The organism is Streptomyces sp. TLI_105, assembly GCF_900105415.1.
Classification (GTDB): domain Bacteria; phylum Actinomycetota; class Actinomycetes; order Streptomycetales; family Streptomycetaceae; genus Streptomyces.
The window spans coordinates 3,838,948-3,862,500 of sequence record NZ_FNSM01000001.1; the positions used below are offsets into that span (position 1 = coordinate 3,838,948).

At 70.4% G+C, this 23,553-nt stretch carries 23 protein-coding genes and 2 rRNA genes (1 of these 25 only partly in view); 16 read left to right on the plus strand and 9 right to left on the minus strand.

The genetic code is table 11. The annotated features are described in order from the left end of the window. The first annotated feature begins 569 nt into the window (after positions 1-569). From pstS to pstB, 4 genes are all read left to right on the plus strand, one after another. The gene (gene pstS, locus BLW86_RS17550; RefSeq protein ID WP_093874918.1) at positions 570-1,718 is read left to right on the plus strand and encodes a phosphate ABC transporter substrate-binding protein PstS; all 1,149 of its coding nucleotides are present in this window, start codon (positions 570-572) and stop codon (positions 1,716-1,718) included. Between the two features lie 114 nt (positions 1,719-1,832). Further along, positions 1,833-2,807: a phosphate ABC transporter permease subunit PstC gene (pstC, locus tag BLW86_RS17555; protein WP_093874919.1), complete on the plus strand. Its 975-nt coding sequence runs from the start codon at positions 1,833-1,835 to the stop codon at positions 2,805-2,807. Continuing rightward, positions 2,804-3,877 (plus strand): phosphate ABC transporter permease PstA, encoded by a 1,074-nt coding sequence (pstA, locus tag BLW86_RS17560; RefSeq protein ID WP_093874920.1) that lies wholly within the window; start codon positions 2,804-2,806, stop codon positions 3,875-3,877. The genes pstC and pstA overlap by 4 nt, the downstream gene beginning before the upstream one ends. Before the next feature lie 25 nt (positions 3,878-3,902). Next, a complete protein-coding gene (gene pstB, locus BLW86_RS17565; protein ID WP_093874921.1) occupies positions 3,903-4,679 on the plus strand; it encodes a phosphate ABC transporter ATP-binding protein PstB in 777 nt (258 codons plus the stop codon). Positions 4,680-4,888: 209 nt separating this feature from the next. On the opposite strand, the gene BLW86_RS17570 is transcribed toward pstB, so the two are convergent. Beyond that, on the minus strand, positions 4,889-5,887 hold the full coding sequence (locus BLW86_RS17570) for an inorganic phosphate transporter (protein ID WP_093874922.1): 999 nt from the start codon (positions 5,885-5,887) through the stop codon (positions 4,889-4,891). Between the two features lie 5 nt (positions 5,888-5,892). After that, positions 5,893-6,513, minus strand: a complete 621-nt coding sequence (locus tag BLW86_RS17575; protein ID WP_093874923.1) for a DUF47 domain-containing protein — start codon at positions 6,511-6,513, stop codon at positions 5,893-5,895. A 193-nt stretch (positions 6,514-6,706) separates the two neighbouring features. Between BLW86_RS17575 and BLW86_RS17580 the strand changes: the two genes are divergently transcribed. Further along, positions 6,707-7,072 carry a metal-sensitive transcriptional regulator gene (locus BLW86_RS17580; protein ID WP_030694180.1) on the plus strand — a complete coding sequence of 122 codons (366 nt, stop codon included), beginning with the start codon at positions 6,707-6,709 and terminating at the stop codon, positions 7,070-7,072. Between the two features lie 26 nt (positions 7,073-7,098). Here the strand turns inward: BLW86_RS17580 and BLW86_RS17585 are convergent, their stop codons facing one another. Both BLW86_RS17585 and BLW86_RS17590 read right to left on the minus strand, forming a co-directional pair. Then, on the minus strand, positions 7,099-7,284 hold the full coding sequence (locus BLW86_RS17585; RefSeq protein WP_093874924.1) for a hypothetical protein: 186 nt from the start codon (positions 7,282-7,284) through the stop codon (positions 7,099-7,101). A gap of 118 nt (positions 7,285-7,402) precedes the next feature. Beyond that, a complete protein-coding gene (locus BLW86_RS17590) occupies positions 7,403-8,245 on the minus strand; it encodes an SCO4651 family lipoprotein (RefSeq protein WP_093874925.1) in 843 nt (280 codons plus the stop codon). Between the two features lie 129 nt (positions 8,246-8,374). Here BLW86_RS17590 and BLW86_RS42030 point away from each other — a divergent pair, with 129 nt between their 5' ends. After that, entirely contained in the window at positions 8,375-8,530 is a 156-nt protein-coding gene (locus BLW86_RS42030; RefSeq protein ID WP_177181682.1) for a hypothetical protein, read from the plus strand. A 21-nt stretch (positions 8,531-8,551) separates the two neighbouring features. On the opposite strand, the gene BLW86_RS17595 is transcribed toward BLW86_RS42030, so the two are convergent. Then, positions 8,552-9,274: a phosphatase PAP2 family protein gene (locus BLW86_RS17595; protein ID WP_093874926.1), complete on the minus strand. Its 723-nt coding sequence runs from the start codon at positions 9,272-9,274 to the stop codon at positions 8,552-8,554. 218 nt (positions 9,275-9,492) lie between these two features. After that, the gene (locus BLW86_RS17600) at positions 9,493-10,524 is read right to left on the minus strand and encodes a C40 family peptidase (protein ID WP_093874927.1); all 1,032 of its coding nucleotides are present in this window, start codon (positions 10,522-10,524) and stop codon (positions 9,493-9,495) included. 446 nt (positions 10,525-10,970) lie between these two features. Between BLW86_RS17600 and BLW86_RS17605 the strand changes: the two genes are divergently transcribed. The 6 genes from BLW86_RS17605 (at position 10,971) to BLW86_RS17630 (ending at position 18,049) form a co-directional block, all read left to right on the plus strand. Beyond that, on the plus strand, positions 10,971-11,279 hold the full coding sequence (locus BLW86_RS17605) for a hypothetical protein (protein ID WP_093874928.1): 309 nt from the start codon (positions 10,971-10,973) through the stop codon (positions 11,277-11,279). A gap of 99 nt (positions 11,280-11,378) precedes the next feature. After that, positions 11,379-12,215, plus strand: a complete 837-nt coding sequence (locus tag BLW86_RS17610; protein WP_093874929.1) for a DUF8175 domain-containg protein — start codon at positions 11,379-11,381, stop codon at positions 12,213-12,215. Then, positions 12,205-13,530, plus strand: coding sequence for a hypothetical protein (locus BLW86_RS17615; RefSeq protein ID WP_093874930.1), 1,326 nt, complete (start codon positions 12,205-12,207; stop codon positions 13,528-13,530). The genes BLW86_RS17610 and BLW86_RS17615 overlap by 11 nt, the downstream gene beginning before the upstream one ends. Next, positions 13,527-15,080 carry an SCO6880 family protein gene (locus BLW86_RS17620; RefSeq protein ID WP_093874931.1) on the plus strand — a complete coding sequence of 518 codons (1,554 nt, stop codon included), beginning with the start codon at positions 13,527-13,529 and terminating at the stop codon, positions 15,078-15,080. The genes BLW86_RS17615 and BLW86_RS17620 overlap by 4 nt, the downstream gene beginning before the upstream one ends. 20 nt (positions 15,081-15,100) lie before the next feature. Next, positions 15,101-16,495 carry an ATP-binding protein gene (locus BLW86_RS17625; protein ID WP_093874932.1) on the plus strand — a complete coding sequence of 465 codons (1,395 nt, stop codon included), beginning with the start codon at positions 15,101-15,103 and terminating at the stop codon, positions 16,493-16,495. After that, on the plus strand, positions 16,496-18,049 hold the full coding sequence (locus tag BLW86_RS17630) for a type IV secretory system conjugative DNA transfer family protein (RefSeq protein ID WP_093874933.1): 1,554 nt from the start codon (positions 16,496-16,498) through the stop codon (positions 18,047-18,049). A gap of 6 nt (positions 18,050-18,055) precedes the next feature. On the opposite strand, the gene BLW86_RS17635 is transcribed toward BLW86_RS17630, so the two are convergent. Continuing rightward, positions 18,056-18,643 (minus strand): GNAT family N-acetyltransferase, encoded by a 588-nt coding sequence (locus BLW86_RS17635; protein ID WP_093874934.1) that lies wholly within the window; start codon positions 18,641-18,643, stop codon positions 18,056-18,058. A gap of 133 nt (positions 18,644-18,776) precedes the next feature. Between BLW86_RS17635 and BLW86_RS17640 the strand changes: the two genes are divergently transcribed. From BLW86_RS17640 to BLW86_RS17655, 4 genes are read left to right on the plus strand one after another with little or no spacing between them, the layout of a single operon-like run. Then, a complete protein-coding gene (locus BLW86_RS17640) occupies positions 18,777-19,679 on the plus strand; it encodes an ATP-binding cassette domain-containing protein (protein ID WP_093874935.1) in 903 nt (300 codons plus the stop codon). Then, on the plus strand, positions 19,676-20,446 hold the full coding sequence (locus tag BLW86_RS17645) for an ABC transporter permease (protein ID WP_093874936.1): 771 nt from the start codon (positions 19,676-19,678) through the stop codon (positions 20,444-20,446). Before BLW86_RS17640 ends, BLW86_RS17645 begins: the two co-directional genes overlap by 4 nt. A 13-nt stretch (positions 20,447-20,459) precedes the next feature. Next, positions 20,460-21,704: a sensor histidine kinase gene (locus BLW86_RS17650; protein WP_093874937.1), complete on the plus strand. Its 1,245-nt coding sequence runs from the start codon at positions 20,460-20,462 to the stop codon at positions 21,702-21,704. Continuing rightward, entirely contained in the window at positions 21,701-22,369 is a 669-nt protein-coding gene (locus BLW86_RS17655; RefSeq protein ID WP_093874938.1) for a response regulator, read from the plus strand. The genes BLW86_RS17650 and BLW86_RS17655 overlap by 4 nt, the downstream gene beginning before the upstream one ends. Positions 22,370-22,433: 64 nt before the next feature. Here the strand turns inward: BLW86_RS17655 and rrf are convergent. Together rrf and BLW86_RS17665 are read right to left on the minus strand one after the other, a co-directional pair. Continuing rightward, a 5S ribosomal RNA gene (gene rrf / locus BLW86_RS17660) occupies positions 22,434-22,550 on the minus strand. Positions 22,551-22,632: 82 nt separating this feature from the next. Beyond that, a 23S ribosomal RNA gene (locus BLW86_RS17665) occupies positions 22,633-23,553 on the minus strand; it runs 2,201 nt beyond the window's last position.

Below are 23,553 nucleotides of genomic sequence, written 5' to 3' on the forward strand. Positions count from 1 at the left end.
CCCGCCCCCGCCCAGTGCCTGCGGGCCGACGCCCCGCCCCCGCCCCGTGTGGGCAATCGTCCCGCTGGGGCGGGACGGGTGGGCACACGGGACGGCGCCTTCAGCGGCGCCTCCGCGTTCCGCGCCTGGACCCGCACCGACAGCGCGGTGCGCAACGGGGTGCGGGTCAGGGCGCGGGAGCCTGGGCCCGGCAAGGGGCGCCGTTCCGTGTGCCCACCCTCCCCCAAGCTCTCGGCTTCGCTCGAGCAGGGGGGACCCCCTCGCCCCAGCGGAACGCATGCCCACAACGGCAGGGCGGGGCGCCGCCCCAGTGGGCGCAGCCCGCGACGGGGGCGGGCGCGGCCCGCACCGGAGGGCGCCGCCCGCCCCAGGGCCCCGCACCCGCGCTTCCGGCACGGTTCACTTCCCGTTCACCCTCCCCCGTCGACCGCTTCACCTGTTCTGCCTAATTTCGGCCTTACACGGTGCAAGGAGCACAGCGACGCACCGATCAACCGACACACGCCGCCGTAGAACGGTCAGGACATGACGGTCCGCGACAAGGCGGCTTCTGGAAGGAACACCCGAAAGTGAAGCTTTCGCGCAAGAACGGGCTTCGCGCCTCCGCGATCGGTGCCCTCGTCGTCTCCGGTGCGCTCGTCCTCTCGGCGTGTGGCTCGGACAACAACACGGACACCCCGACCAAGGACGGCGGCACCAAGTCCTCCTCTGCCGCCGCCGCGTCGAACATCGCGTGCGACGGTGCCAAGGGCCAGCTCCTCGCCGCCGGCTCCAGCGCGCAGAAGAACGCCATGGACCTGTGGGTCAAGAACTTCCAGGCCGCGTGCTCCGGCGTCGAGGTCAACTACCAGGCCATCGGCTCCGGCGGCGGCATCACCAAGTTCAACCAGGGTCAGGTCACCTTCGCCGGCTCCGACTCCGCCCTCAAGGACGAAGAGGTCGCCGAGTCGCAGAAGATCTGCAAGGGCGGCAAGGGCGTCAACCTGCCGATGGTCGGCGGCCCCATCGCCATCGGCTACAAGCTGGACGGCGTGGACAACCTGGTCCTGGACGCCCCCACCCTGGCCAAGATCTTCGACACGAAGATCACCAAGTGGAACGACCCGGCGATCGCCAAGCTGAACCCGGGCGCGAAGCTCCCCGACACCACCATCCAGGCCTTCCACCGCTCGGACGAGTCGGGCACCACCCAGAACCTGGGCAAGTACCTCTCGGCCACCGCGAAGGCCGACTGGAAGTACGACCCGAAGACGAAGTCGTGGCCCGCCCCGGGCGGCCAGGCCGCCAACGGCTCCTCCGGCGTCGCCACCGCGGTCAAGGACGCCGAGGGCTCCATCGGCTACTTCGAGCTCTCCTACGCGACGGCCAACAAGATCTCCACGGTCAGCATCAACACCGGTGCCGCCGCCCCGGTCGCCGCCTCCACGGAGAACGCCTCGAAGGCCATCGCCGCCGCCAAGGTCAAGGGCACGGGCAGCGACCTGGCCCTCTCCCTCGACTACACCACCAAGGCCGAGGGCGCCTACCCGCTGACCCTCGTCACGTACGAGATCGCCTGCGACAAGGGCAACAAGGCGGAGACCCTGCCGACCCTGAAGGCGTTCCTCACCTACACCGCCAGCGAGGAGGGCCAGAAGGTCCTCGCCGACGCCGGCTACGCCCCGCTCCCGGCCGAGATCGCGGCCAAGGTCCGCGCGATCGTCCCGACCCTGTCCTGACCCCCGGCCGGGGTCGGCCCCTCACCTCCCGTGGAGGGGCCGGCCCCGGCATCCGGTGCACCGCCGCCAGGGCCCCCGTACTCGCGTACGGGACCCGCAGACCGGAGAAAACCGATGGCTACCACCACACCTGACATACAGAGGAGCCGGGGCGCCAAGAGCGCGACCCGCCCCGGGGACCGCATCTTCAGCGGCCTGTCCCGAGGCTCCGGCATCACCCTCCTCGTGATCATGGCCGCGATCGCGGTCTTCCTGACCTACCGTGCCGTCCTCGCCATCTCGGACGACAGCACCAACTTCTTCACCACCTTCGAGTGGAACCCGGCGGGCAACCCGCCGGTCTTCGGCATCGCCGTCCTCGCCTTCGGCACGATCGTCTCCTCGGTCATCGCGATGCTCATCGCCGTGCCCGTCGCGATCGGGATCGCCCTCTTCATCTCGCACTACGCGCCGCGCAAGCTGGCCAAGCCGCTCGCGTACGTCGTGGACCTGCTCGCCGCCGTGCCCAGCATCATCTACGGCCTCTGGGGCGCGATCTTCCTCGTCCCGTACCTGGACGGCCTCAACAAGTGGCTCGACCAGTACCTGGGCTGGACGTACATCTTCGACAAGTCCAGCGACGGCGTCGCCCGCAACCTCTTCACCGTGGGCATCCTGCTGGCGATCATGATCCTTCCGATCATCACCAACGTGACCCGCGAGGTCTTCCTCCAGGTCCCGCGGATGCACGAGGAGGCCGCCCTCGCCCTCGGCGCCACGCGCTGGGAGGTCATCCGCATGTCGGTGCTGCCCTTCGGCCGCTCCGGCATCATCTCCGCCTCCATGCTGGGCCTCGGCCGCGCGCTCGGCGAGACCATGGCCGTGGCCGTGGTCCTCTCCCCCAGCTTCGTCCTCTCGGGCCACCTGCTGGACCCGGGCGGCGGCACCTTCGCCCAGAACATCGCCGCGAAGTTCAACGAGGCCAACGAGTTCGGCCGGGACGCGCTGATCGCCTCCGGTCTCGTCCTCTTCGTCATCACCCTGCTGGTCAACGGCGCCGCCCGCTGGATCATCGGCCGCCGCAAGGAGTACTCGGGGGCCGCGGCATGAGCCACGCCATACAGGAACGTCCGGTCTCGACCGCCCCGCGCCGCGGGTCCCTCTCCCACGCCCGGCTCCCCCGCTGGACCCCGGCCGCCGTCGCCGCGGGCTCGATCGCCGCGGGCATCGGCATCGGCCTCGCCGCCGGCTGGCACAGCAAGGTCCAGTGGGGCCTGATCTCCGCGCTGCTCTTCGTCCTCGTCACCTTCGCCGTGACCACCAAGGTCGAGGGCCGCCGCCAGGCCAAGGACCGCGTCGCCACCAGCCTCGTCTGGGTGAGCTTCGTCCTCGCCGTCGTCCCGCTGCTCTCCCTCGCCTGGGTCACGATCAGCAAGGGCCTCGACGTCCTCGACGGCTACTTCCTGACCCACTCGATGAACGGCGTCCTCGACGCCGAGGCCGGCGGCGGCGTCTACCACGCGCTGCTCGGCACCATCGAGCAGGTCGGCATCGCGACCCTGATCGCCGCGCCGATCGGCCTCCTCACCGCCGTCTACCTCGTCGAGTACGGCGGCGGAAAGCTGGCCCACGCCGTCACCTTCTTCGTCGACGTCATGACGGGCATCCCGTCGATCGTCGCCGGCCTCTTCATCCTCGCCACCTGGAACCTGATCCTGGGCTTCGGCCCCTCCGGTTTCGCCGGCGCGATGGCCCTCGCCATCCTGATGATGCCGGTCGTGGTCCGCTCCACCGAGGAGATGCTCAAGCTCGTCCCGAACGAGCTCCGCGAGGCCTCCCTCGCCCTCGGCATCCCCAAGTGGCGCACCATCCTGAAGGTGGTCCTGCCCACCGCGATCGGCGGCATCACCACGGGCGTCATGCTCGCGGTCGCCCGCATCACCGGTGAGACGGCCCCGGTCCTGCTCCTCGTGTTCGGTACGAAGCTCATCAACCCGAACCCCTTCGAAGGCGCCCAGTCCTCCCTGCCGCTCTACGTGTACGAGCAGTACGCGGTCGGCACCGACGCCGCCGTGGCCCGCGCCTGGGCCGCCGCGCTCGTCCTGATCGCCTTCGTCATGATCCTCAACCTGGTGGCCCGCGGCATCGCCCGCTGGAAGGCCCCCAAGACCGGCCGCTGACGCGGCACACTGGAAGTGAATTGATATGGCCAAGCGAATCGACGTCAGCGGCCTCTCCGCCTACTACGGCGCCCACAAGGCTATCGACGACATCTCGATGACCGTCGAGCCCCGCTCCGTGACGGCCTTCATCGGCCCGTCCGGCTGCGGCAAGTCCACCTTCCTGCGCACCCTGAACCGCATGCACGAGGTCACCCCCGGCGGTCGCGTCGAGGGCAAGGTGATGCTGGACGACGAGAACCTGTACGGGACGAACGTCGACCCCGTCGCCGTGCGCCGCACGGTCGGCATGGTCTTCCAGCGCCCGAACCCCTTCCCCACCATGTCGATCTTCGACAACGTGGCGGCGGGCCTGCGCCTCAACGGCAACTACAAGAAGTCGCAGCTCGCCGACATCGTCGAGCGGTCCCTCAAGGGCGCCAACCTCTGGAACGAGGTCAAGGACCGCCTCAACAAGCCGGGCTCCGGCCTCTCCGGCGGTCAGCAGCAGCGTCTGTGCATCGCCCGCGCGATCGCGGTCGAGCCGGACGTCCTGCTGATGGACGAGCCCTGCTCGGCCCTCGACCCGATCTCCACCCTCGCCATCGAGGACCTCATCGGCGAGCTGAAGGAGCGCTTCACGATCGTCATCGTGACGCACAACATGCAGCAGGCCGCCCGCGTCTCGGACCGCACGGCCTTCTTCAACCTGGCGGCCGTCGGCCAGCCCGGCAAGCTGATCGAGCTGGACGACACCGAGCGCATCTTCTCCAACCCGAGCGTCCAGGCGACCGAGGACTACATCTCCGGCCGCTTCGGATAACCCATGACCCCATGCGGCTCCGCCGCGTGGCCGTCCTGCGGTGCTGCATGGCGGTGCCACCGCACGACGAAGGGCCCGGCTCCCCCACAGGGGAGCCGGGCCCATTTACGTAGAACCGTTGCATACGTTCCGCAGGGCGGAACGGGTGGGCACGATGCCCCCGGGCCGGCGCCCGCTCACGGACCGCTCGCCCCAGGGGCCTCGGGCCGCTACCCGAAGATCAGCTGAACGACGTAGTAGCTCGCCGCAGCGACCAGCCCCGCCGCCGGCATCGTGATGAACCAGCCGAGGACGATGTTCTTGGCGACGCCCCAGCGCACCGCGTTGATCCGCTTCGTGGCGCCCACACCCATGATCGCCGAGGTGATGACGTGGGTCGTGGAGATCGGCGCCTTGAAGAGGAAGGCGGTGACGAACATGATCGACGCGCCCGTCGTCTCCGCGGCGAAGCCCTGCGGCGGGTCCAGCTCGATGATCTTGCGGCCGAGGGTCCGCATGATCCGCCAGCCGCCCGCGTACGTACCGAGCGAGAGCATCACCGCGCAGGCGAACTTCACCCACACCGGAATCGGCGCGTCCGCGCTCTGCACGTCGCCGATGACCAGGGCCATCACCACGATGCCCATCGTCTTCTGCGCGTCCTGGAGGCCGTGGCCCAGCGCCATGCCGGCCGCCGAGACGGTCTGCGCGATGCGGAAGCCGCGCTTGGCCTTGTGCGGATTGGCCTTGCGGAACATCCACAGGATCGCGGTCATCACCAGGTAACCGGCGATCAGACCGACGAGCGGCGAGAGGAACATCGGGATGACGACCTTCTCGAGGACGCCCGACCAGATGACCTCCGTACCACCCGCGAGCGCCGCGCCCACCATGCCGCCGAAGAGGGCGTGCGAGGAGGACGAGGGAAGACCGAAGTACCAGGTGACCAGGTTCCAGACGATCGCGCCGAGCAACGCGGCGAAGAGGATGCCCATCCCCGAATTGCCCGTCGGCGTCTCGATCAGACCCTTGCTGACGGTGTGCGCGACGCCGCTGCCGAGGAAGGCACCGGCCAGGTTCATGACCGCCGCCATCGCCAGCGCCGCCCGGGGGGTCAGCGCCCGGGTCGACACCGAGGTGGCGATGGCGTTGGCGGAATCGTGGAAGCCGTTCGTATACGTGAAGCCGAGCGCGACCCCGATGGTCACGATCAGAGCGAAGGTGTCCACGAAGCTCAGGACTCCTTGACCGCGATGGTCTCCACCGTGTTGGCCACGTGCTCGAAGGCGTCGGCCGCCTCCTCCAGCACATCCACGACCTGCTTGAGCTTCAGCACCTCGATGGCGTCGTACTTGCCGTTGAAGAGGTGGGCGAGCAGCTTGCGGTGGATCTGGTCCGCCTGGTTCTCGAGGCGGTTGACCTCGATCCAGTACTCGGTCAGGTTGGACATCGTCCGCAGGTTCGGCATGGCCTCGGCGGTCAGCTCCGCCGCCCGGGCCAGCACCTCGATCTGTTGCTCGACACCCTTGGGGAGCTCTTCGATGTTGTAGAGGACGACCAGGTCGACGGCCTCTTCCATGAAGTCCATGATGTCGTCGAGGCACGAAGCGAGGGAGTAGATGTCCTCGCGGTCGAACGGTGTGATGAAGGAGGAGTTCAGCTGGTGGAAGATCGCGTGGGTGGCGTCGTCACCGGCGTGCTCCGCTGCCCGCATCCGCTCCGCGATCTCGGCCCGGGCGGAAGGCTCCGCTCCGAGCAGTTCCATCAGGAGCTTGGAGCCCGTGACGATGTTGTCCGCGGACGCGGCGAACATGTCGTAGAAGCTCGTCTCCCTGGGGGTCAGACGAAATCGCACGTGAGGTCCTCGGGGTGCTGGGTTTCGGTCAGGCTGATGCTAGGCGCATCATCCGGCCACGGCTAACCGGCGTCTCTCAGTGTCGCCCATCAGGCACAGTGAACTGCACGGGCCCCCGCCCGGATCGGCGGGGATCGGTACCATATACCCACGAGGGGTATACACCCCCTTTTCTGGACAGCGGGAGGACGCGATGACGACCACCGAGACGGACCAGGTCACCCCCGAGGCCGTCGGGGCCGTCGAGCCGGCCGACCACACGCACGGGCACGACCACGGCGTGCACGGCTACCACAAGCAGAAGGACGAGCACCTCAAGCGGCTGCGCCGGATCGAGGGCCAGATCCGCGGCCTCCAGCGGATGGTCGACGAGGACGTCTACTGCATCGACATACTCACGCAGGTCTCGGCCTCGACCAAGGCCCTCCAGTCCTTCGCCCTCCAGCTCCTGGAGGAGCACCTGCGGCACTGCGTCGCGGACGCGGCGGCCACAGGCACGGGCATCGACGAGAAGGTCGAGGAGGCCACGAAGGCCATCGCCCGCATGATGCGCACCTGAGCCGGGCGGGGCGGGACCGTGGTCCCTCAGAGTTCCTCCGCGGCCCGCTCCGCCGCCACCCGCAGCACCTCGTCGATCCGGTCGGCGCTGAGCCGCTCCCCGTCCGCGGCCGACGCCGCGATGATCAGCTCGCCGCAGAGCTCGATCTCCGCGAGGGCGACGCGGTCCGGGTCTGTGAGCACGGTTGCTGTACCGGGCGGGGCCACGCGCATCCACCTCTTCCTGCCGGCGTCGGTCTCCCAGCGGTCTCCCAGCGTAGGTACGGCGACACGAACGGCGCATGACACGTCTGGACCATTTGCCGATGGTCCGTGCCGCCACCGGGCCGGGTCAGGCCTCGATCTTCCCGGCGTAGATGTCCCGGCGGTCCGGCAGCGTCACCTCGACGGGGACCCCGAAGCCGTACAGCAGGGTCGTCGAGGCGACCGCGACCGTCCGGCCCTGGTTGCTGAAGCTGAACTGGTGGCGCACCTTCCGCAGCCGCCCCTCGCCGTCGAGGTACGCGTCGAAGGGCACCGTGTCCTTGGCGAACCCTTTCGCCGCCGCGGCGAGCGCCCCGCGCAGCTGCGGCGAGGCGGCCCGGGCGGCGTGCGCGATGTCGGCGACGCCCCGGTAGTGGCCGACTTTCACCCCTGCCAGATCGACCTCGCCGAGGTACGTGACCTCGCGGGCGCCCCGCAGCAGCTCCGCCGCGGCGGCCGGGTCGGTGGCGCCGTTGGTGACGAGGTTCCCGTCGTCGAGGGTGGTGGTGTCGACGCGGACCCACTTGTCGGCGGGCACTCCGGCGCCCCGGTTCTTCATGTAGAGCGCGCCGGGGGTGAGGAGCTCGGTGATCGGCCGGTGTTCGCTCGCCCCCGCCGGGTCCTTCGGCAGCAGCACCTGGAGCCGCCCGGTGCGGCGCCGGAAGTCGTAGCCGCCCTCGCCCCGGATGGTGACCCGGGTGCCGCCGGCGGCCATCTCCATGGAGGTGCTCGCCTTGGAGGTGCCGGCCCTCACCAGGGTGTCGGCGGCGTTCCGTACGGCGAGGGCGGGGTCGGCGGCCGCCGCCTTCGGGTCCCCGGGGGCGGCGCAGCCCGTGACCGCCGCGGTCCCGACGAGGGAGCCGACCAGGACGGCGACGGCGAGCGCCCCGCTCCCGAAGCCCTGCGGACGCCCGTACCGCTGCACCACCATCGCTGCCAACCCCCAACGCCTCACCGCTGTTTGCCCGGCACCGCCCTTCCCCGGGGCCCGCGGGCCCGGGGGCACCCGATCCGCATAACGACGGTCGGGGCGTGCCGTCACGCGCAGTACGGTGGTGGGGTGCACGCGCAGGCTTCCTCCCACCACACCACGACGACGGAGCGCGGCTCGTTCGCGCTGGCACGGTGCAGCTGCGGCTGGACGGGCCCGGCCCGCAGATCCCGTGACAAGGCCCGTACGGACGCGGCGGAACACCTGCGTACGAGCAACTCCTAGGACCCGGCCCCCGGACCGGTCCTACGCGGCGAGGTCGTTCTGGCCGGTGCCGGCGGCGGGGCCGCCGAGCCGGGGCTCGGGGATGCCGACGGTCTCGGGGCGGCGTGCCGCGTCGCCCCGGCGGGAGCGGACGAGCCGGGCGCCGCGGCCGGAGCGGGCGACCGCGGAGACGACGGGCGTCAGCAGGGCGAGGGCGACCGGGGCGAGGAGCAGCGCCACGGCCGTGCCGAGGGCGAAGCCGCCGATGACGTCGGTCGGGTAGTGGACGCCCATGTAGACCCGGACGAAGCCCTCGGCGAGGGCGAGCGCGAGGGCGGCGAGGCCGAAGCGGCGGTGGGCGACGAAGATTCCGACGCCGAGCGCCATCGTCAGCGTGGCGTGGTCGCTGACGAAGGAGAAGTCGGTCTTCCCGTCGACGAGGACCTCCAGGCCCTGGTGGTCCCTGAAGGGTCTGGGGCGCTCGACGAAGCCGCGGATGGGAATGTTGACCAGGAGGGCGATGCCGGCCGCCAGCGGGGCCCACACGAGCCCGGCGACGGCCGAGACGGAGTCGGCGAGGGTGCCGCGCCTGCGGACGCTCCACCAGCACCAGAGCACGACGAGGACCATCGCGAGCACGATCCCGTACTCGCCGACGAACTCCATGACGCGGTCGAACCACGGCGGAGCGGCCTTGGCCAGTCCGTTGATGTCGTAGAGCAGGCCGACATCGGGGTTCGAGCCGTCCGATGCGAGTCCAGCCATCTGCTGCGGCCCCTTGCTCTCGTGTCTGGTTTCCAACCCCCGTGGTCAGAGCGGTCGGATCAGGGAACGAACCGCCTGAGGCGTACGTTCCGCTCTCTCCGGTGGATCATGCCGACGTTATCGAAGAGTGACGGCCCGCCGCAGCCCAGGGCCTGCGCATGACGGAGAGTTCCAGCCATGCCCGATACGCCCCGAAGGCGACGGCCCGTCTGCTTCCCTCAGGCCTGCGGAAGATGGGTGGGCAGCGCCGCCGCGCCCTCCTGGGTGACCCGGGTGGCGCCGAAGTAGTCCGGGGTGTCGATCCGGTCGAAGCGGATCACGGCCCCGGTGCGCGGGGCGTCGATCATGTAGCCGCCGCCGACGTAGATGCCGACGTGCCGGATGGCCCGGGAGTTGGTCAGGTCGTCCGAGAAGAACACGAGGTCGCCCGGGAGCAGCTCGTCCCGGCTCGGGTGCGGCCCGGCGTTGTACTGGTCGTTGGCGACGCGCGGCAGCTGCACGCCGACGCTGTCGTACGCGGCCTGGGTGAGCCCGGAGCAGTCGAAGCGCCCGTTCTGCGCGGCCGTGCCCGTACCGCCCCAGAGGTACGGGGTGCCCAGCTTCTGCTGCGCGTAGTGGATGGCGGCCGCGGCCTGCTGCGAGGGCGCGACACGGCCCACCGGCCGGGCGAAGCTCTTCTCCAGGGACCGGATGATGCGGACGTAGTTCTGCGTCTCGCTGATGGGCGGCACCCCGCCGTGCCTGATGACCCGGTACGCGCCCGCGTTGTACGCGGCCAGCATGTTGTTCGCCGGATCCCCGGGGACGTCCTTCACGTAGCCGGCGAGCTCGCAGTCGTACGAGGCGGCGGACGGAATGGCGTCCTGCGGGTCCCAGATGTCCCGGTCCCCGTCCCCGTCGCCGTCGACGCCGTGCCCGGCCCAGGTGCCGGGGATGAACTGGGCGATGCCCCGGGCATCGGCCGGGGAGATCGCCCGCGGGTTCCAGCCGCTCTCCTGGTACAGCTGGGCGGCCAGCAGCGCCGGATTGATGGCGGGACAGAGATTCCCCCACCGCTGCACGAGCCCCTGGTACAGAGCGGGGACGGAGCCCTTCGCGAGGGCCACGGCACCGTTCTTGGCGCCCGCGCCGCCGGCGATGCCGGCCGCCGCGGAGTACGTGCCGACGACGAGCAGCGCGACGAGACCGAGGCAGACCCCCAGCCCCCCACCGGCCCACAGCCAGGCCTTGCCACCCCTACGCACCGTCAACCACCCCTCGGCTCATGGCAGTACGCCCGGAAAACCAGTCTAGGCGGGCGGGTGCCGGTTCAGGGGGTGGACGAAGCGGACGGAACGGAGGTGTCCAGAAACCAGAAGTCGGAACGGACGGAGGGATCCCCGAGGCTCGCCGCATCCTCCGGCACGTCGTCCGCCTTGCGCTAGCAGCCGCCCCTTGACGCGGCCCCAAGAGTGCAACAACGACAATCATTGCCCGGAGTCACTCTCCGTGATACACAGAGTGACCATACGCTTCTTCGCATGGAAACCGGCCACACCACCGCAGGTCAAGACGGTCAGACCGGTCAAGTGTGCGGGGATCGGGTAAAGAGAGCCGCCAAGCCGTCACACATGGGCGGTTTCATCAGCGAAGATAGGGCGATGACCCATGCCGTTCGGCAGGGGCGCACAAGTACCCAACAGGGGCGGTGAGTTATATGTACCTGGCGGCCGAAAAGGGCGACATCAACACCATCATCGGTGGAATCGCCCCCAACTGGGGGCCTTTCGGGAGCCTGGGCGCCGAAGCCAAGGTGATGATCGAGGTCGTGATGGCCGTGGCCATCCTGCTCTGCCTCGGCATCGCCATCTGGGGAGCGGCCAAGCAGCGCATCGGCGCGACCGCCCTCCGGGACACGTTCAGCGCGGAACAGGGCAAGGGCCTAATCGTCGCCGGTCTGACCGGTGTCTTCATCATCGGGTCGCTGGGGACGCTGTTCACCATCGTGTACGGGATGGCCGTCTGATCTCCCGTCGGACTCGACCTTCCTGAGAATGCGTTCCCTGATGCCCAGTCATGTTGAAGCACGGCCGTACCCGCGAACGAGTGAGGGGGCGTACCCGGCATGAGTCCCGGCGACGAGCACGACAGCTTCGGCGGCGTGGGCGGCTCGGGCCAGACCCGGACCCGCCTGCCCGAGGGCAACAGCGGCGACGTCTACGGCGGCGCCCGCCGCCCCGTCCGCAGCTCCCGATCCCTCATCACGGTCGTGGGCGTGGTGGTCCTCCTCATCGCCGCGATCGCCTTCGCCAACCGCGGCGGCGGCGAACCGGCGGACGCGGCCGGCGCCCGCTCCGGCACACCGGACAAGACCGCCCCCACCGCCGCGACGGGCGTCCGCCCGGTCACCGGCAAGAACGGCGCGATCCCCACGGGCTACAGCCACGACGACCAGGGCGCCCAGAGCGCGGCGACGAACTACGCGGTGGCGCTGGGGTCGATCGACATGTTCCAGGCCGGTCCCCGCGAGGGCATCGTGCGCGCCATCCACGATCCCAAGATCGCGGACGACCTCGTGCGGCAGCTGAACGCCGCCTATACGGCCGACTTCCTGGCAGGCATCGGACTCGACGCGAACGGCGCCGCCCCCTCCGGCCTGACCTTCGTCTCCCGCACGATCCCGGTCGGCACCAAGGTCCGGGACTACACCGACACCTCCGCGACCGTCGAGGTCTGGTGCACCGGTCTGGTCGGCCTCGCCGGGGCGGGCTCGACCAAGCCCGTCACGTCCACCTGGTTCACCCTCACGGAGAAGCTCACGTGGGTCGGGGGCGACTGGCGCGTGGAGTCCTCCACCCAGAGCGAGGGCCCCACACCGGTCAACGGCGACAACCGCGCCTCCACGGCCGACGAGATCGCCGAGGCCGTCCAGGGATACGGAGGATTCACCTATGCCCGCTAGCCGAAGTCTGGCGGGTCGCGCGACGGCCGCACTCGCCGTCGCCTTCCTCAGCGCACCGCTCCTGCTCGCCTCCGACGCCCAGGCGGCGCCCACGCCGACCCCGTCGGGCCCGACGCCGTCCCCGAGCGCCGCCGACAACCCCTGCCGCCTCATCGTGGGGCAGGCACGAGACCTCTGCGAGAAGGGCCAGACGGGCGGCGGAGCCGACAAGACCCCCGTCACCGACCCCACCACCGCCCTGGACCCCCTCACCTCCCTCTCCCGCGGCTTCGCCGACGCCGCCATCAAGGTCATCGACGAGCTCTCCAAGGCCGTCAAGGCGACCGCCGACGTCGACTTCACCAACATGCAGTTCCTCGGCCGCTACGCGGTCGTCTTCGCCGCCGCCACCTTCCTCACCCTCCTCCTCTGGCTCCTCGCCGTCGCCAAGCGGGCCGTCCGCGGCGTCCCCCTCACCACGGCCCTCTCGGAGGCCATCGGCTTCCTCTGGCTGACGGTCCTCGCCTCCGCGTTCACGCCCCTGATCCTCTACACCGTCGTCAACGCCACCGACGCCATCACCGAGGTCATCGCCTCCGGCACGGGCCAGCAGACCGACATCTTCTTCGGCAGCTTCAAGGAGGCCCTCCAGAAGGGCGACAGCATCGGTGGCGGCCCCATCATGCTGATCATCGTGTCCCTGGTGACCGTCCTCGCCGCCGGCGTCCTCTACCTGGAGCTGTTCCTCCGCGCCGTCCTGCTGTACGTCGGCGCGCTCCTCGGCGTCGTCGTCTACTCCGGCCTCGTCGACAAGAACATGTGGGGCCACGTCCGCCGCTGGGCCGGCATCATGATCGCGATCATCCTGGTCAAACCGGTCATCGTGATCGTCCTCGGCCTGGCCGGCGCGCTCTCCTCCGGCACCGGCCCCGACTCGGTCTCCGCCGTCGTGTCCGGCCTGTCGATCATCCTGCTGGCCATCTTCGCCTCCGCGATGATCTACCGCTTCGTCCCCGGCTTCGGCGACGAGATCGCCGCCTCCCGCAACAACCGCCTCCACCGCGCCGGCGAGAACGCGGCCGCGGCCGTCATCTCCTCCCCCGCGTCCCTCGTCTCCCAGGGCATCAAGACCCACAGCACCCGCGACAGCGGCGGCGGCCAGTCCCAGGGCTCCGCGCCCCGCCCCGCCAACCCCGTCTCCGGCGGCATGGCCGCGCACAGCAGCCGCGGCGGAGGCGGCGGCACCGGCGGCGCGACGCCCCCGCCCCGTAGCAGCAGTCCCACCGCGGGTACCCCGCACAGCAACCGCAAGAACTCTGGAGGTGCAGGGCGTTGACGACCCAGTCCCAGCCGGTCGCGCCCCGCCGCACGTATCTCGTCGGCCGTGCCCGGCCGAACGCGATCGTCGGCAAGAACCGCGAGACCGGCGAGATCGCCCTGATCATCGTCGGCGCCTTCCTCGGCATGATGAGCGGACTCCTCGTCCCCCTCCTCCCCCTGCGGATCGCCCTCCTCGCGGGTCTGCCCATGCTCGCGATCGCCGCCGTGTACCTCCCGTACAAGCACCGCACCTTCTACAAGTGGTTCGAGATCAACCGCAGCTACAAGCGGATGCTCAAGCGCGGCACGACCTACCGTTCCGTCGCCCACGAGGCCGGCACCCGCCTCGACGGCCGCGAGGTCGAGGTCGGCCCGCCCCCCGGCATCGGCAACGTCGGCTGGCTCGCCGCCCCCTTCGGCCCCGACGAGATCGCCGTCCTCCTGCACGCCGACCGCCGCACCGTCACCGCCGCCATCGAGATCGAGGGCCCCGGCGTCGGCCTGCGCGACAGCGAGGACCAGGAGGCCCTGGTCGACCGCTTCGGCACCCTCCTGAAGCACGTGGCCAACGGCGACGGCTTCGTCACCCGCCTCCAGATGCTGGCCCGCACCCTCCCCGCCGACCCCGACGCGCACGCCAAGGACGTCGGCCAGCGCGGCGACCCGCACGCGCCCGCGTGGCTCCAGGACTCGTACGACCAGCTCCAGTCGATGGTCTCCACCTCCAGCGAGCAGCACCGCGCCTACCTCGTCGCCTGCATGCACTACACCCGCGAGCTCGCCGCCGAGGCCAACGCCATGGCCCGCGCCGCCCGCCACGCCTCCGGCGCCCGCAAGCTCGACCGCGACGCCGGCCTCGCCGTCGTCATGGCCCGCGAGCTCACCGACATCTGCGCCCGCCTCGCCGAGGCCGACATCCGCGTCCGCCAGCCCCTCGGCCAGTCCCGGCTCGCCTCCCTCGTGCACTCCATGTACGACCCGGACCACCCCATCGACCACATCCAGGCCATGACGAAACGAAACGCTTGGCCCGCCGAACTGGACGCGATGGAGCCGACGTACCTCCAGGCCAAGACCCGCGAGTCCTCCACCCGCGCCCCCTGGTGCCACGCCACCGCCTGGATCAAGGAGTGGCCGATGACCCCGGTCGGCGTCAACTTCCTCGCCCCGCTCCTCGTCCACACCCCCGACGTCATCCGCACGGTCGCCGTCACCATGGACCTGGAGCCCACCGAGGTCGCCATCGAGCGCATGCTCACCGAGAAGACCAACGACGAGGCCGACGCCAGCCGCGCCGCCAAGATGAACCGCACGGTCGACCCGCGCGACATCGCCGCCCACGGCCGGCTCGACCAGCGGGGTGAAGATCTCGCCAGCGGCGCGGCAGGAGTGAACCTCGTCGGGTACATCACGGTGTCGTCGCGTTCGCCCGAGGCCCTCGCCCGGGACAAGCGCACGATCAGGGCCTCCGCCGGCAAGTCGTATCTGAAGCTGGAGTGGTGCGACCGCGAGCACCACCGGGCCTTTGTGAACACCTTGCCGTTCGCGACCGGCATCCGCCGCTAGGGCCGAAGGGGCACAGACCCATGCGAGATCCGCTGTCCGTCCTCACCGAAGCCTTCACCTCCTTCCTCTTCGGGAAGGTGGAGACGACCCGCCTGCCCGTCCGCACCTCCACCGGGCAGGCCCAGGCCGTCTACCTGCCGACCGCCGCACCGGGCCTCGGCGACTCCGGCGTCATCATCGGCCGCGAGGTCTACAGCGGAAAGGGCTACATCTACGACCCCTTCCAGCTGTACGGTCAGCAGCTCCCCGCCCCGCACTGGCTGGTCCTGGGCGAGTCCGGCAACGGAAAATCGGCCCTCGAGAAGACGTACGTGCTCCGCCAGCTCCGCTTCCGCGACCGGCAGGTCGTCGTCCTCGACGCCCAGGGCGAGGACGGCGTCGGCGAATGGAACCTCATCGCCCAGGAGCTGGGGATAACCCCCATCCGCCTGGACCCGATGGTCGCCAACGACTCCGGGATCCGCCTCAACCCCCTGGACCCGTCGATCACCACGACGGGCCAGCTGGCCCTCCTCCGCACGATCATCGAGGTGGCGATGGGCCACGGCCTCGACGAGCGCTCCGGCTTCGCGCTCAAGGTCGCCCACGCGTACGTCACCGAGCACACCACCGACCGGCAGCCGATCCTCACCGACATCGTCGAGCGCCTGCGCCACCCGGAGGCCGAATCGGCCGAGGCGATGAACGTCGACATAGACGACGTACGGGCCTGGGGCCTGGACGTCGCCCTCGTCCTGGACCGCCTCGTCGACGGCGACCTGCGCGGCATGTTCGACGGCCCGACCACGGTCGGCATCGACCTGGACGCCCCGCTCATCGTCTTCGACCTGTCCCACATCGACCGCAACTCCATCGCCATGCCGATCCTCATGGCGATCGTCGGCGTCTGGCTGGAGCACACCTGGATCCGCCCCGACCGGAAGAAGCGCATCTTCCTGGTCGAGGAGGCCTGGCACATCATCAACAGCCCCTTCGTGGCCCAGCTGTTCCAGCGCCTCCTGAAGTTCGGCCGCCGCCTCGGCCTCTCCTTCGTCGCCGTCGTCCACCACCTCTCGGACGTCGTCGACGGAGCAGCGGCCAAAGAAGCGGCAGCGATCCTCAAGATGGCCTCCACCCGGACCATCTACGCCCAGAAGGCCGACGAGGCACGCAACACCGGCCGGGTCCTCGGCCTGCCCCGCTGGGCGGTCGAGATCATCCCGACCCTCACCCCCGGCATCGCGGTCTGGGACGTCAACGGCAACGTCCAGGTGGTCAAACACCTCATCACCGAGAAGGAACGCCCGCTCGTCTACACCGACCGCGCCATGACGGAGTCCTCCGTCACGGACCCGGAGCTGGAGTGGGAGACGGAGCAGCGGGCGATCCTCATCGAGCAGCAGATGAACGGCACTTCGCAGTCGACGGTGGCGTAGATGGAACAGGCACGGAAGGGAGGCGGGGGGATCTCCGACGGGCTGCTCCTCAGCCTGTTCGCCCTCCTCCTCGGTCTCACGGTCCTGGTGTGGACGGCGACCGGCCTCGCCGGCCTCTTCGCCCACGGCGCCTGGCCGCAGGGGGTCGCCTTCGCGGGCACCCCGTCGGCCCTGCGCGCCCTGGCGACGGCCCCGACGGACCTCCCGGCCGCCTGGCCGACGACCCCGCCGGACCAGCTGTCGGGGTACGGCCTCTTCTGGGGCCTGGTGATCGGCGAGGCGATGATCCTGATGGTCCTCGCCGTCTTCGTCCTCGGCACCCTGGCCCGCTGGCGCGCGGTCCGCGCGAACCGAAAGACGGGGACGTACGAAGGGACGCCCGTACGGAAGGACGCGGAGGTACGGAAGGACGCGGAGGTACGGCACTCCCCGGCCGCCCAGGAGGTGCCCCCCGCTCCTCCGGCCCCGCGCCGCCCGAGGGAAGAGCGCCCACCGGAGCCCACCCCACCACCGACTCCCGCGCCGACCCCGGCGCCGGCCGCGGTGGAGGCCCCGCCCGCCACCGCGGCCACCGCCTTTGTCCCCATAGCCACCCCCCGCACCGTCTACGGCCCCCCGGAGACCCGCCGCCCGGCCGCCGTGCAGGCGATCCTGGACGCCGAGGGCCCGGTCCTGGTCGTCACCTCCGACCCCGCCGTCTGGTCCTCCACCAAGGACGCGCGCGGCAAACTCGGCCCGGTCCTGGTGCACGACCCCGGCCACCTCTGCGACACCCCCGCCCGGCTCCACTGGTCACCGTCCGAGCGCTGCGAGGACCCGGCGGTGGCGCAGGAACGCGCGATCGCCCTGCTCGCCCCCGTACGCCCGCACTCCCGCCTCGACGCGGCCACCGCCGACACCGCGGAGACGCTCCTGCGCTGCTGGCTGCACGCCGCCGCAGTCGACGGCCGCCCCTTCCGACAGGTCCACCGCTGGGCGCAGGGCGCGGGCGCCCACGAGCCCGTACGCATCCTCCGCAGCCACCCGAAGGCCGCCTCGGGCCTGGCGGGCCTCCTGGAATCGGCGCTCACCGCTCACCCCGAAAGCCGCCGCCTGGCACAGGAACTGACGGCACGTGCGCTCGGGGCCCTCTCCTCGATCCACATCAGGGAGGCATGCGTACCGAATCGAACTGATTCGCTGGCACTCGCATCTTTCCTCGCCGAAGGGGGCACGCTCTATGTGGTGGGCGAGGCGATCGAGGATCCCCGCACCCACCCCGGCGCGATGCCGCTCCTCACGGCCCTCGCCGCAAGCGTGGTCGAGCACGGCCGCCGCATGGCCGCACGGTCATCCGACGGTCGGCTCGACCCACCACTGACCCTCGTCCTCGACGACGTGGCCGCCGTGGCCCCCCTCCCCCAGCTCCCGGACCTCCTGGCGACGGGCCACACCCATGGCCTCCCGACCCTGGCCCTGATGCGCTCGGAGGAACAGGCAAGGTCCCGCTGGCCCGTCCTAGGCAATCGTTCCGCTGGGGCGGAACGGGTGGGCACAACGGAACGGCACCCCTAGCCGCGCCTAGGCTCCCGTACCCTGACCCGCACCCGCCGAAGGCCGCACCACCTCGTACTCCAACTCCATCGCCCCCTCGCCCCCCGGCACCGTCACCGCGTCCCCCGTCGCCACGAACCCGAACCGCCGATAGAACGCCGCAGCCCGCGCGTTCTCCTCGTGGACATACAGCCGCACCCGCGCGACCGTCGGCTCCGACAGCGCCCAGGACCACTCCACCCCCGCCTGGAACAGCGCGTCGATCACACCGGTGCCGCGCGCCTCGGGACGCACGTACACGCCGACGATGTGCGTCTGGTCGACCTTCGCCACCTCGCCGAACCGCACCTCGTCCGACGGCCGTTCCACGAGCAGCGAGATCGTGCCCGCCCAGCTGCCGTCCGGGGCCTCGGCCACGAACTGCCGCGCCTTCCCTTCGCCGCTCTCGGACGCGCCCTCCGCCCGCTCCTTCCAGAAGTCGTCGGACCGCTCGACGGCCGCCTCGTACGTGTCGAGGAACGCCAGGTGAGCGATCGGGTCCTGAAGGGCCGCCAGCCGGATCTCGCGGGTCTTCTCCCACTCGTCGGCGCGGATGGTGCGTATCGAATAGTCCATGCCGCCGATCCTGTCGAGGCCCGCACCCCCTGACAAGGCCTTTTCCCCCGTGGTACCCGGGTACTACGCCCACCCCGGCACACCCGCCCCCGGTCCGACGCCCGGCCCCCGCCCGCTCCCTAGCGTCGAAGGCATGATCCGAGCAGAGAACCTCACCAAGCGGTACGGGGACACCACCGTCGTCCAGGACCTCAGCTTCACCGTCCGCCCGGGCTCCGTCACCGGCTTCCTCGGCCCCAACGGCGCCGGGAAGTCCACCACCCTCCGCATGATCCTCGGCCTCGACGCCCCCACCCGCGGCCACGCCACCGTCGACGGCCGCCCCTACGCAGCCCACAGCGCCCCGCTCACCCACGTCGGCGCCCTCCTGGAAGCGCGCTCCGTGCACCCCGGCCGCTCCGCCCACCACCACCTCATGGCGCTCGCCCACACGCACGGCATCCCACGCGCCCGCGTGGAGCGGGTCCTCGCCCTCGCCGGCCTCACCCACGTCGCCCACAAGCGCGTCAAGGGCTTCTCGCTCGGCATGGGCCAGCGCCTCGGGATCGCCGCCGCGCTCCTCGGCGACCCGGCCACCGTCGTCCTCGACGAGCCGGTCAACGGCCTCGACCCGGAGGGCGTCCTCTGGATCCGCACGCTCCTGAAGAACCTGGCGGCCGAGGGCCGTACCGTCCTCGTCTCCTCCCACCTCATGAGCGAGATGGCGCTCACCGCCGACCACCTGATCGTCATCGGCAAGGGCCGCCTCCTCGCCGACACCACCGTCGACGAGCTCGTCCGCACCTCGGGCGGCACGAGCGTCAAGGTCGTCACCCCGGAGGCGGACCGCCTGCGCACGCTCCTCCCCGACGCCCGGATCACCACGGAGGGACCGGACACCCTCCTCGTCACCGGCGTGGAGGCGCCGGAGATCGGCCGCGCGGCCGCCGCCCACCGCGTCCCCCTCCATGAACTCACCCCGCAGGCCCCCTCGCTGGAGCAGGCGTTCATGGACCTCACCCGCGACTCCGTCGAATACCAGGGAGCCCCCGCATGACCACCCTCGCGATCACCCCGTCCCGCGTCCTCCGCTCCGAGTGGCACAAGCTCTGGACCGTCCGCTCCACCTGGATCACCGTCCTCGCCTCCGCCGCGCTCCTCCTCGGCGTCGGCATCCTCATGGGCGCCACCTACACCTCCGACGGCGGCGACTCCGACGTCGACACCGTCGTCCTCACCCTGTACGGCTCCCAGCTCGGCGGCATCGCCCTCGCCGTCCTCGGCATCCTCGTCACCGCCGGCGAGTACGCGACGGGCATGATCCGCGCCTCCCTGACGGCCGTCCCCCGCCGCCTCCCCGTCCTGTGGGCGAAGGCCACGGTCTACACGGCCGCCGTCTTCACGCTCTCCCTCCTCACCGCCCTGCTGACCTTCCTCACGGCCCAGGTCTTCCTCTCCGACACCGACCAGGCCGCTTCCCTCACCGACGACGGCGTCCTCGCCGCGATCGCGGGGAACGCGGCCGGCGTCACCCTCCTCGGCCTGATCGCCCTCGGCCTCGGCGCCGCCCTCCGCTCGGTGCCGGGCGCGATCGGCGCCTTCGTCGGCGGGGTCCTGATCGTCCCGGAGATCCTCGGGATGCTCCCGTACGCGGTGATGGACACCGTCGTCCGGTACTTCCCCACGCAGGCGGCCGGCGTCCTCGGCTCCGCGACCCCCCTCCCGGGCGCGGCCTCGCCCGGCGCGGCCTTCCTCGCCCTGCTCCTGTGGGCGGCCGCGGCACTCGCCGTCCCCGCCCTGTTGCTCAAGCGCCGGGACGTATGAGGATGATGACGGCGTGACCACGGAGGAGACACCGCAGCCGCCCGGGACGACGGGCCCGAGCAGACACGCCCAGCGCCTCCTCGCCCGCGTACGGGCCTTCGACAAGGGCCGCCCCTGGATCTGGGACGCCACGCTCACCGCCTGCTGGACGGTGGCGGCCCTCGTGGACGCGGCCGGCGGCTGGCGGAACACCGCCCGCGACCCGTCCGTCCCGGCCTGGCTCGTGGTCACCCTGTCCCTGGCCCTCTCCGTACCCCTGTACTGGCGCCGGCGTCATCCCACGGCCGTCCTGGCGGTGATGGCCGGAGCGACCCTGGTCAGCGACGGCTCGGGGGCCTTCCTCCAGGCCGCGTACCTCCAGATGCTCCCGCTCTTCCACATCGCGCTCAGCCGCCCGCCCCGCGCACTCCTGTGGTCCCTGGCCCTGATCCTGCCGCCGCTCGTGACGGGCGCGGTCCGCTTCACCTCGGAGTCCTGGGACCAGCGCGTCGTCCCCACCCTGTGGGCGTACGCCCTGGTCGCCCTCCTCGGCATCGCGGTCCGCTCCCGCAAGGACTACACCGCCGGCCTCGTCGACCGGGCCCGCCGCCTGGAGATCGAACGCGACCAGGAGGTCCGGCTCGCGGCGGCCGCCGAACGCACCCGCATCGCCCGCGAGATGCACGACATCATCGGCCACAACCTGTCCGTCATCACCGGCCTGGCGGACGGCGGCCGCTACGCGGCGGCCAGGAACCCGGAGCGCGCCGGCCAGGCACTCGAAGCCATCGGCACGACGAGCCGCCAGGCCCTCGCCGAACTCCGCCGCCTCCTCGGCGTCCTGCGCGACGACGAGGAGGCCGCGGCCCGCGACCCCCAGCCCACCCTGGCGGACCTCGACACCCTGATCACCGGCGTACGGAAGGCAGGCCTGCCGGTACGGTTCGAGACCCGCGACGATCCCACCGCGCAACAGCTCCCACCCGGAGCCCAACTGACGGTCTACCGCGTCGTCCAGGAAGCCCTGACGAACACCCTGAAACACGCGGGCGCGGGAGCGAAGGCGCGGGTGATCCTGACCTACACCCCCGACGACGTACGGGCGGACATCACGAACACCGGCGAGACGGCCCCGATCCCCGCCCCGGGCCAGGGCCAGGGACTCACCGGAATGCGCGAGCGCGCGGCCCTCTACGACGGCACACTCGAATGCGGCCCGCTGCCGACCGGCGGCTGGGCCGTCCGGCTCCGACTCCCCCGGGAGGACACCCCCTCGTGACGACCGTTCTCATCGCGGACGACCAGCCGATGCAGCGCTTCGGCTTCCGCCTGCTGCTCGAGAGCCAGGACGACATGACGGTCGTCGGCGAGGCCTCGAACGGCACCGAGGCGATCCGCCTGGTCGACCGGCACCACCCCGACGTCGTCCTGATGGACATCCGGATGCCCGGCCTGGACGGCATCGAGGCCACGCGCCGCGTCATCGCCACGGGCGCCCGCACCCGGATCCTGATCGTCACGACCTTCGACCTCGACGAGTACGCGTACGACGGCCTCCGCGCCGGCGCGAGCGGCTTCCTGGTGAAGGACGCCCAGCCGGAGGAACTCCTCGCGGGCATCCGCGCGGTGGCCGCCGGCGACGCGGTCGTCGCCCCGAGCCTCACCCGCCGCCTCCTGGACGCCTACATCCACCACCTGCCGCCGTCCCCGACAGCGCCCCCGCCTCCCGAGGACCCCCGCGTCACCTCCCTCACCGACCGGGAACGCGAGATCCTCACGGTCATCGGCAAGGGCTGGAGCAACACGGAAATCGCGGAACGCCTCCACCTGGCGGAATCCACGGTCAAGACCCACGTGGGCCGCATCCTCGCCAAGACCGGCGCCCGGGACCGGGTCCAGGCGGTCATCCTGGCCTACGACACCCACCTGGTCACGCCGGCCTGAATGGCCCCGGAACGCAAAAATGCCTCAACCCCCGGACGGAGTCCGGGGGTTGAGGCTAAAAATTGTTCGGCGGTGTCCTACTCTCCCACAGGGTCCCCCCTGCAGTACCATCGGCGCTGAAAGGCTTAGCTTCCGGGTTCGGAATGTAACCGGGCGTTTCCCTAACGCTATGACCACCGAAACTCTATGAAGTTCACGAACCGCCGCACCCCGCAGGGGGCGTGTTCGTTGCTTCAGAACTAACACAGTGGACGCGAGCAACTGAGGACAAGCCCTCGGCCTATTAGTACCGGTCAGCTCCACCCCTCACGGGGCTTCCACATCCGGCCTATCAACCCAGTCGTCTACTGGGAGCCTTACCCTCTCAAGGAGGTGGGAATACTCATCTCGAAGCAGGCTTCCCGCTTAGATGCTTTCAGCGGTTATCCCTCCCGAACGTAGCCAACCAGCCATGCCCTTGGCAGGACAACTGGCACACCAGAGGTTCGTCCGTCCCGGTCCTCTCGTACTAGGGACAGCCCTTCTCAATATTCCTACGCGCACAGCGGATAGGGACCGAACTGTCTCACGACGTTCTAAACCCAGCTCGCGTACCGCTTTAATGGGCGAACAGCCCAACCCTTGGGACCGACTCCAGCCCCAGGATGCGACGAGCCGACATCGAGGTGCCAAACCATCCCGTCGATATGGACTCTTGGGGAAGATCAGCCTGTTATCCCCGGGGTACCTTTTATCCGTTGAGCGACGGCGCTTCCACAAGCCACCGCCGGATCACTAGTCCCGACTTTCGTCCCTGCTCGACCCGTCGGTCTCACAGTCAAGCTCCCTTGTGCACTTACACTCAACACCTGATTGCCAACCAGGCTGAGGGAACCTTTGGGCGCCTCCGTTACCCTTTGGGAGGCAACCGCCCCAGTTAAACTACCCATCAGACACTGTCCCTGATCCGGATCACGGACCGAGGTTAGACATCCAGCACGACCAGAGTGGTATTTCAACGGCGACTCCACCATGACTGGCGTCACGGCTTCAAAGTCTCCCACCTATCCTACACAAGCCGAACCGAACACCAATATCAAACTGTAGTAAAGGTCCCGGGGTCTTTCCGTCCTGCTGCGCGAAACGAGCATCTTTACTCGTAGTGCAATTTCACCGGGCCTATGGTTGAGACAGTCGAGAAGTCG

What these genes read in the sequence shown, in the direction of transcription:
- BLW86_RS17625 (WP_093874932.1), top strand. Translation starts at nt 15,101, where the DNA reads ATGCGAGATCCGCTGTCCGTCCTCACCGAAGCCTTCACCTCCTTCCTC.
- BLW86_RS17630 (WP_093874933.1), top strand. Translation starts at nt 16,496, where the DNA reads ATGGAACAGGCACGGAAGGGAGGCGGGGGGATCTCCGACGGGCTGCTC.
- pstA (WP_093874920.1), top strand. Translation starts at nt 2,804, where the DNA reads ATGAGCCACGCCATACAGGAACGTCCGGTCTCGACCGCCCCGCGCCGC.
- BLW86_RS17585 (WP_093874924.1), bottom strand. Translation starts at nt 7,284, where the DNA reads ATGCGCGTGGCCCCGCCCGGTACAGCAACCGTGCTCACAGACCCGGAC.
- BLW86_RS17635 (WP_093874934.1), bottom strand. Translation starts at nt 18,643, where the DNA reads ATGGACTATTCGATACGCACCATCCGCGCCGACGAGTGGGAGAAGACC.
- BLW86_RS17605 (WP_093874928.1), top strand. Translation starts at nt 10,971, where the DNA reads ATGTACCTGGCGGCCGAAAAGGGCGACATCAACACCATCATCGGTGGA.
- pstB (WP_093874921.1), top strand. Translation starts at nt 3,903, where the DNA reads ATGGCCAAGCGAATCGACGTCAGCGGCCTCTCCGCCTACTACGGCGCC.
- BLW86_RS17580 (WP_030694180.1), top strand. Translation starts at nt 6,707, where the DNA reads ATGACGACCACCGAGACGGACCAGGTCACCCCCGAGGCCGTCGGGGCC.
- pstC (WP_093874919.1), top strand. Translation starts at nt 1,833, where the DNA reads ATGGCTACCACCACACCTGACATACAGAGGAGCCGGGGCGCCAAGAGC.
- BLW86_RS17640 (WP_093874935.1), top strand. Translation starts at nt 18,777, where the DNA reads ATGATCCGAGCAGAGAACCTCACCAAGCGGTACGGGGACACCACCGTC.
- BLW86_RS17595 (WP_093874926.1), bottom strand. Translation starts at nt 9,274, where the DNA reads ATGGCTGGACTCGCATCGGACGGCTCGAACCCCGATGTCGGCCTGCTC.
- BLW86_RS17645 (WP_093874936.1), top strand. Translation starts at nt 19,676, where the DNA reads ATGACCACCCTCGCGATCACCCCGTCCCGCGTCCTCCGCTCCGAGTGG.
- BLW86_RS17610 (WP_093874929.1), top strand. Translation starts at nt 11,379, where the DNA reads ATGAGTCCCGGCGACGAGCACGACAGCTTCGGCGGCGTGGGCGGCTCG.
- BLW86_RS17615 (WP_093874930.1), top strand. Translation starts at nt 12,205, where the DNA reads ATGCCCGCTAGCCGAAGTCTGGCGGGTCGCGCGACGGCCGCACTCGCC.
- BLW86_RS17590 (WP_093874925.1), bottom strand. Translation starts at nt 8,245, where the DNA reads ATGGTGGTGCAGCGGTACGGGCGTCCGCAGGGCTTCGGGAGCGGGGCG.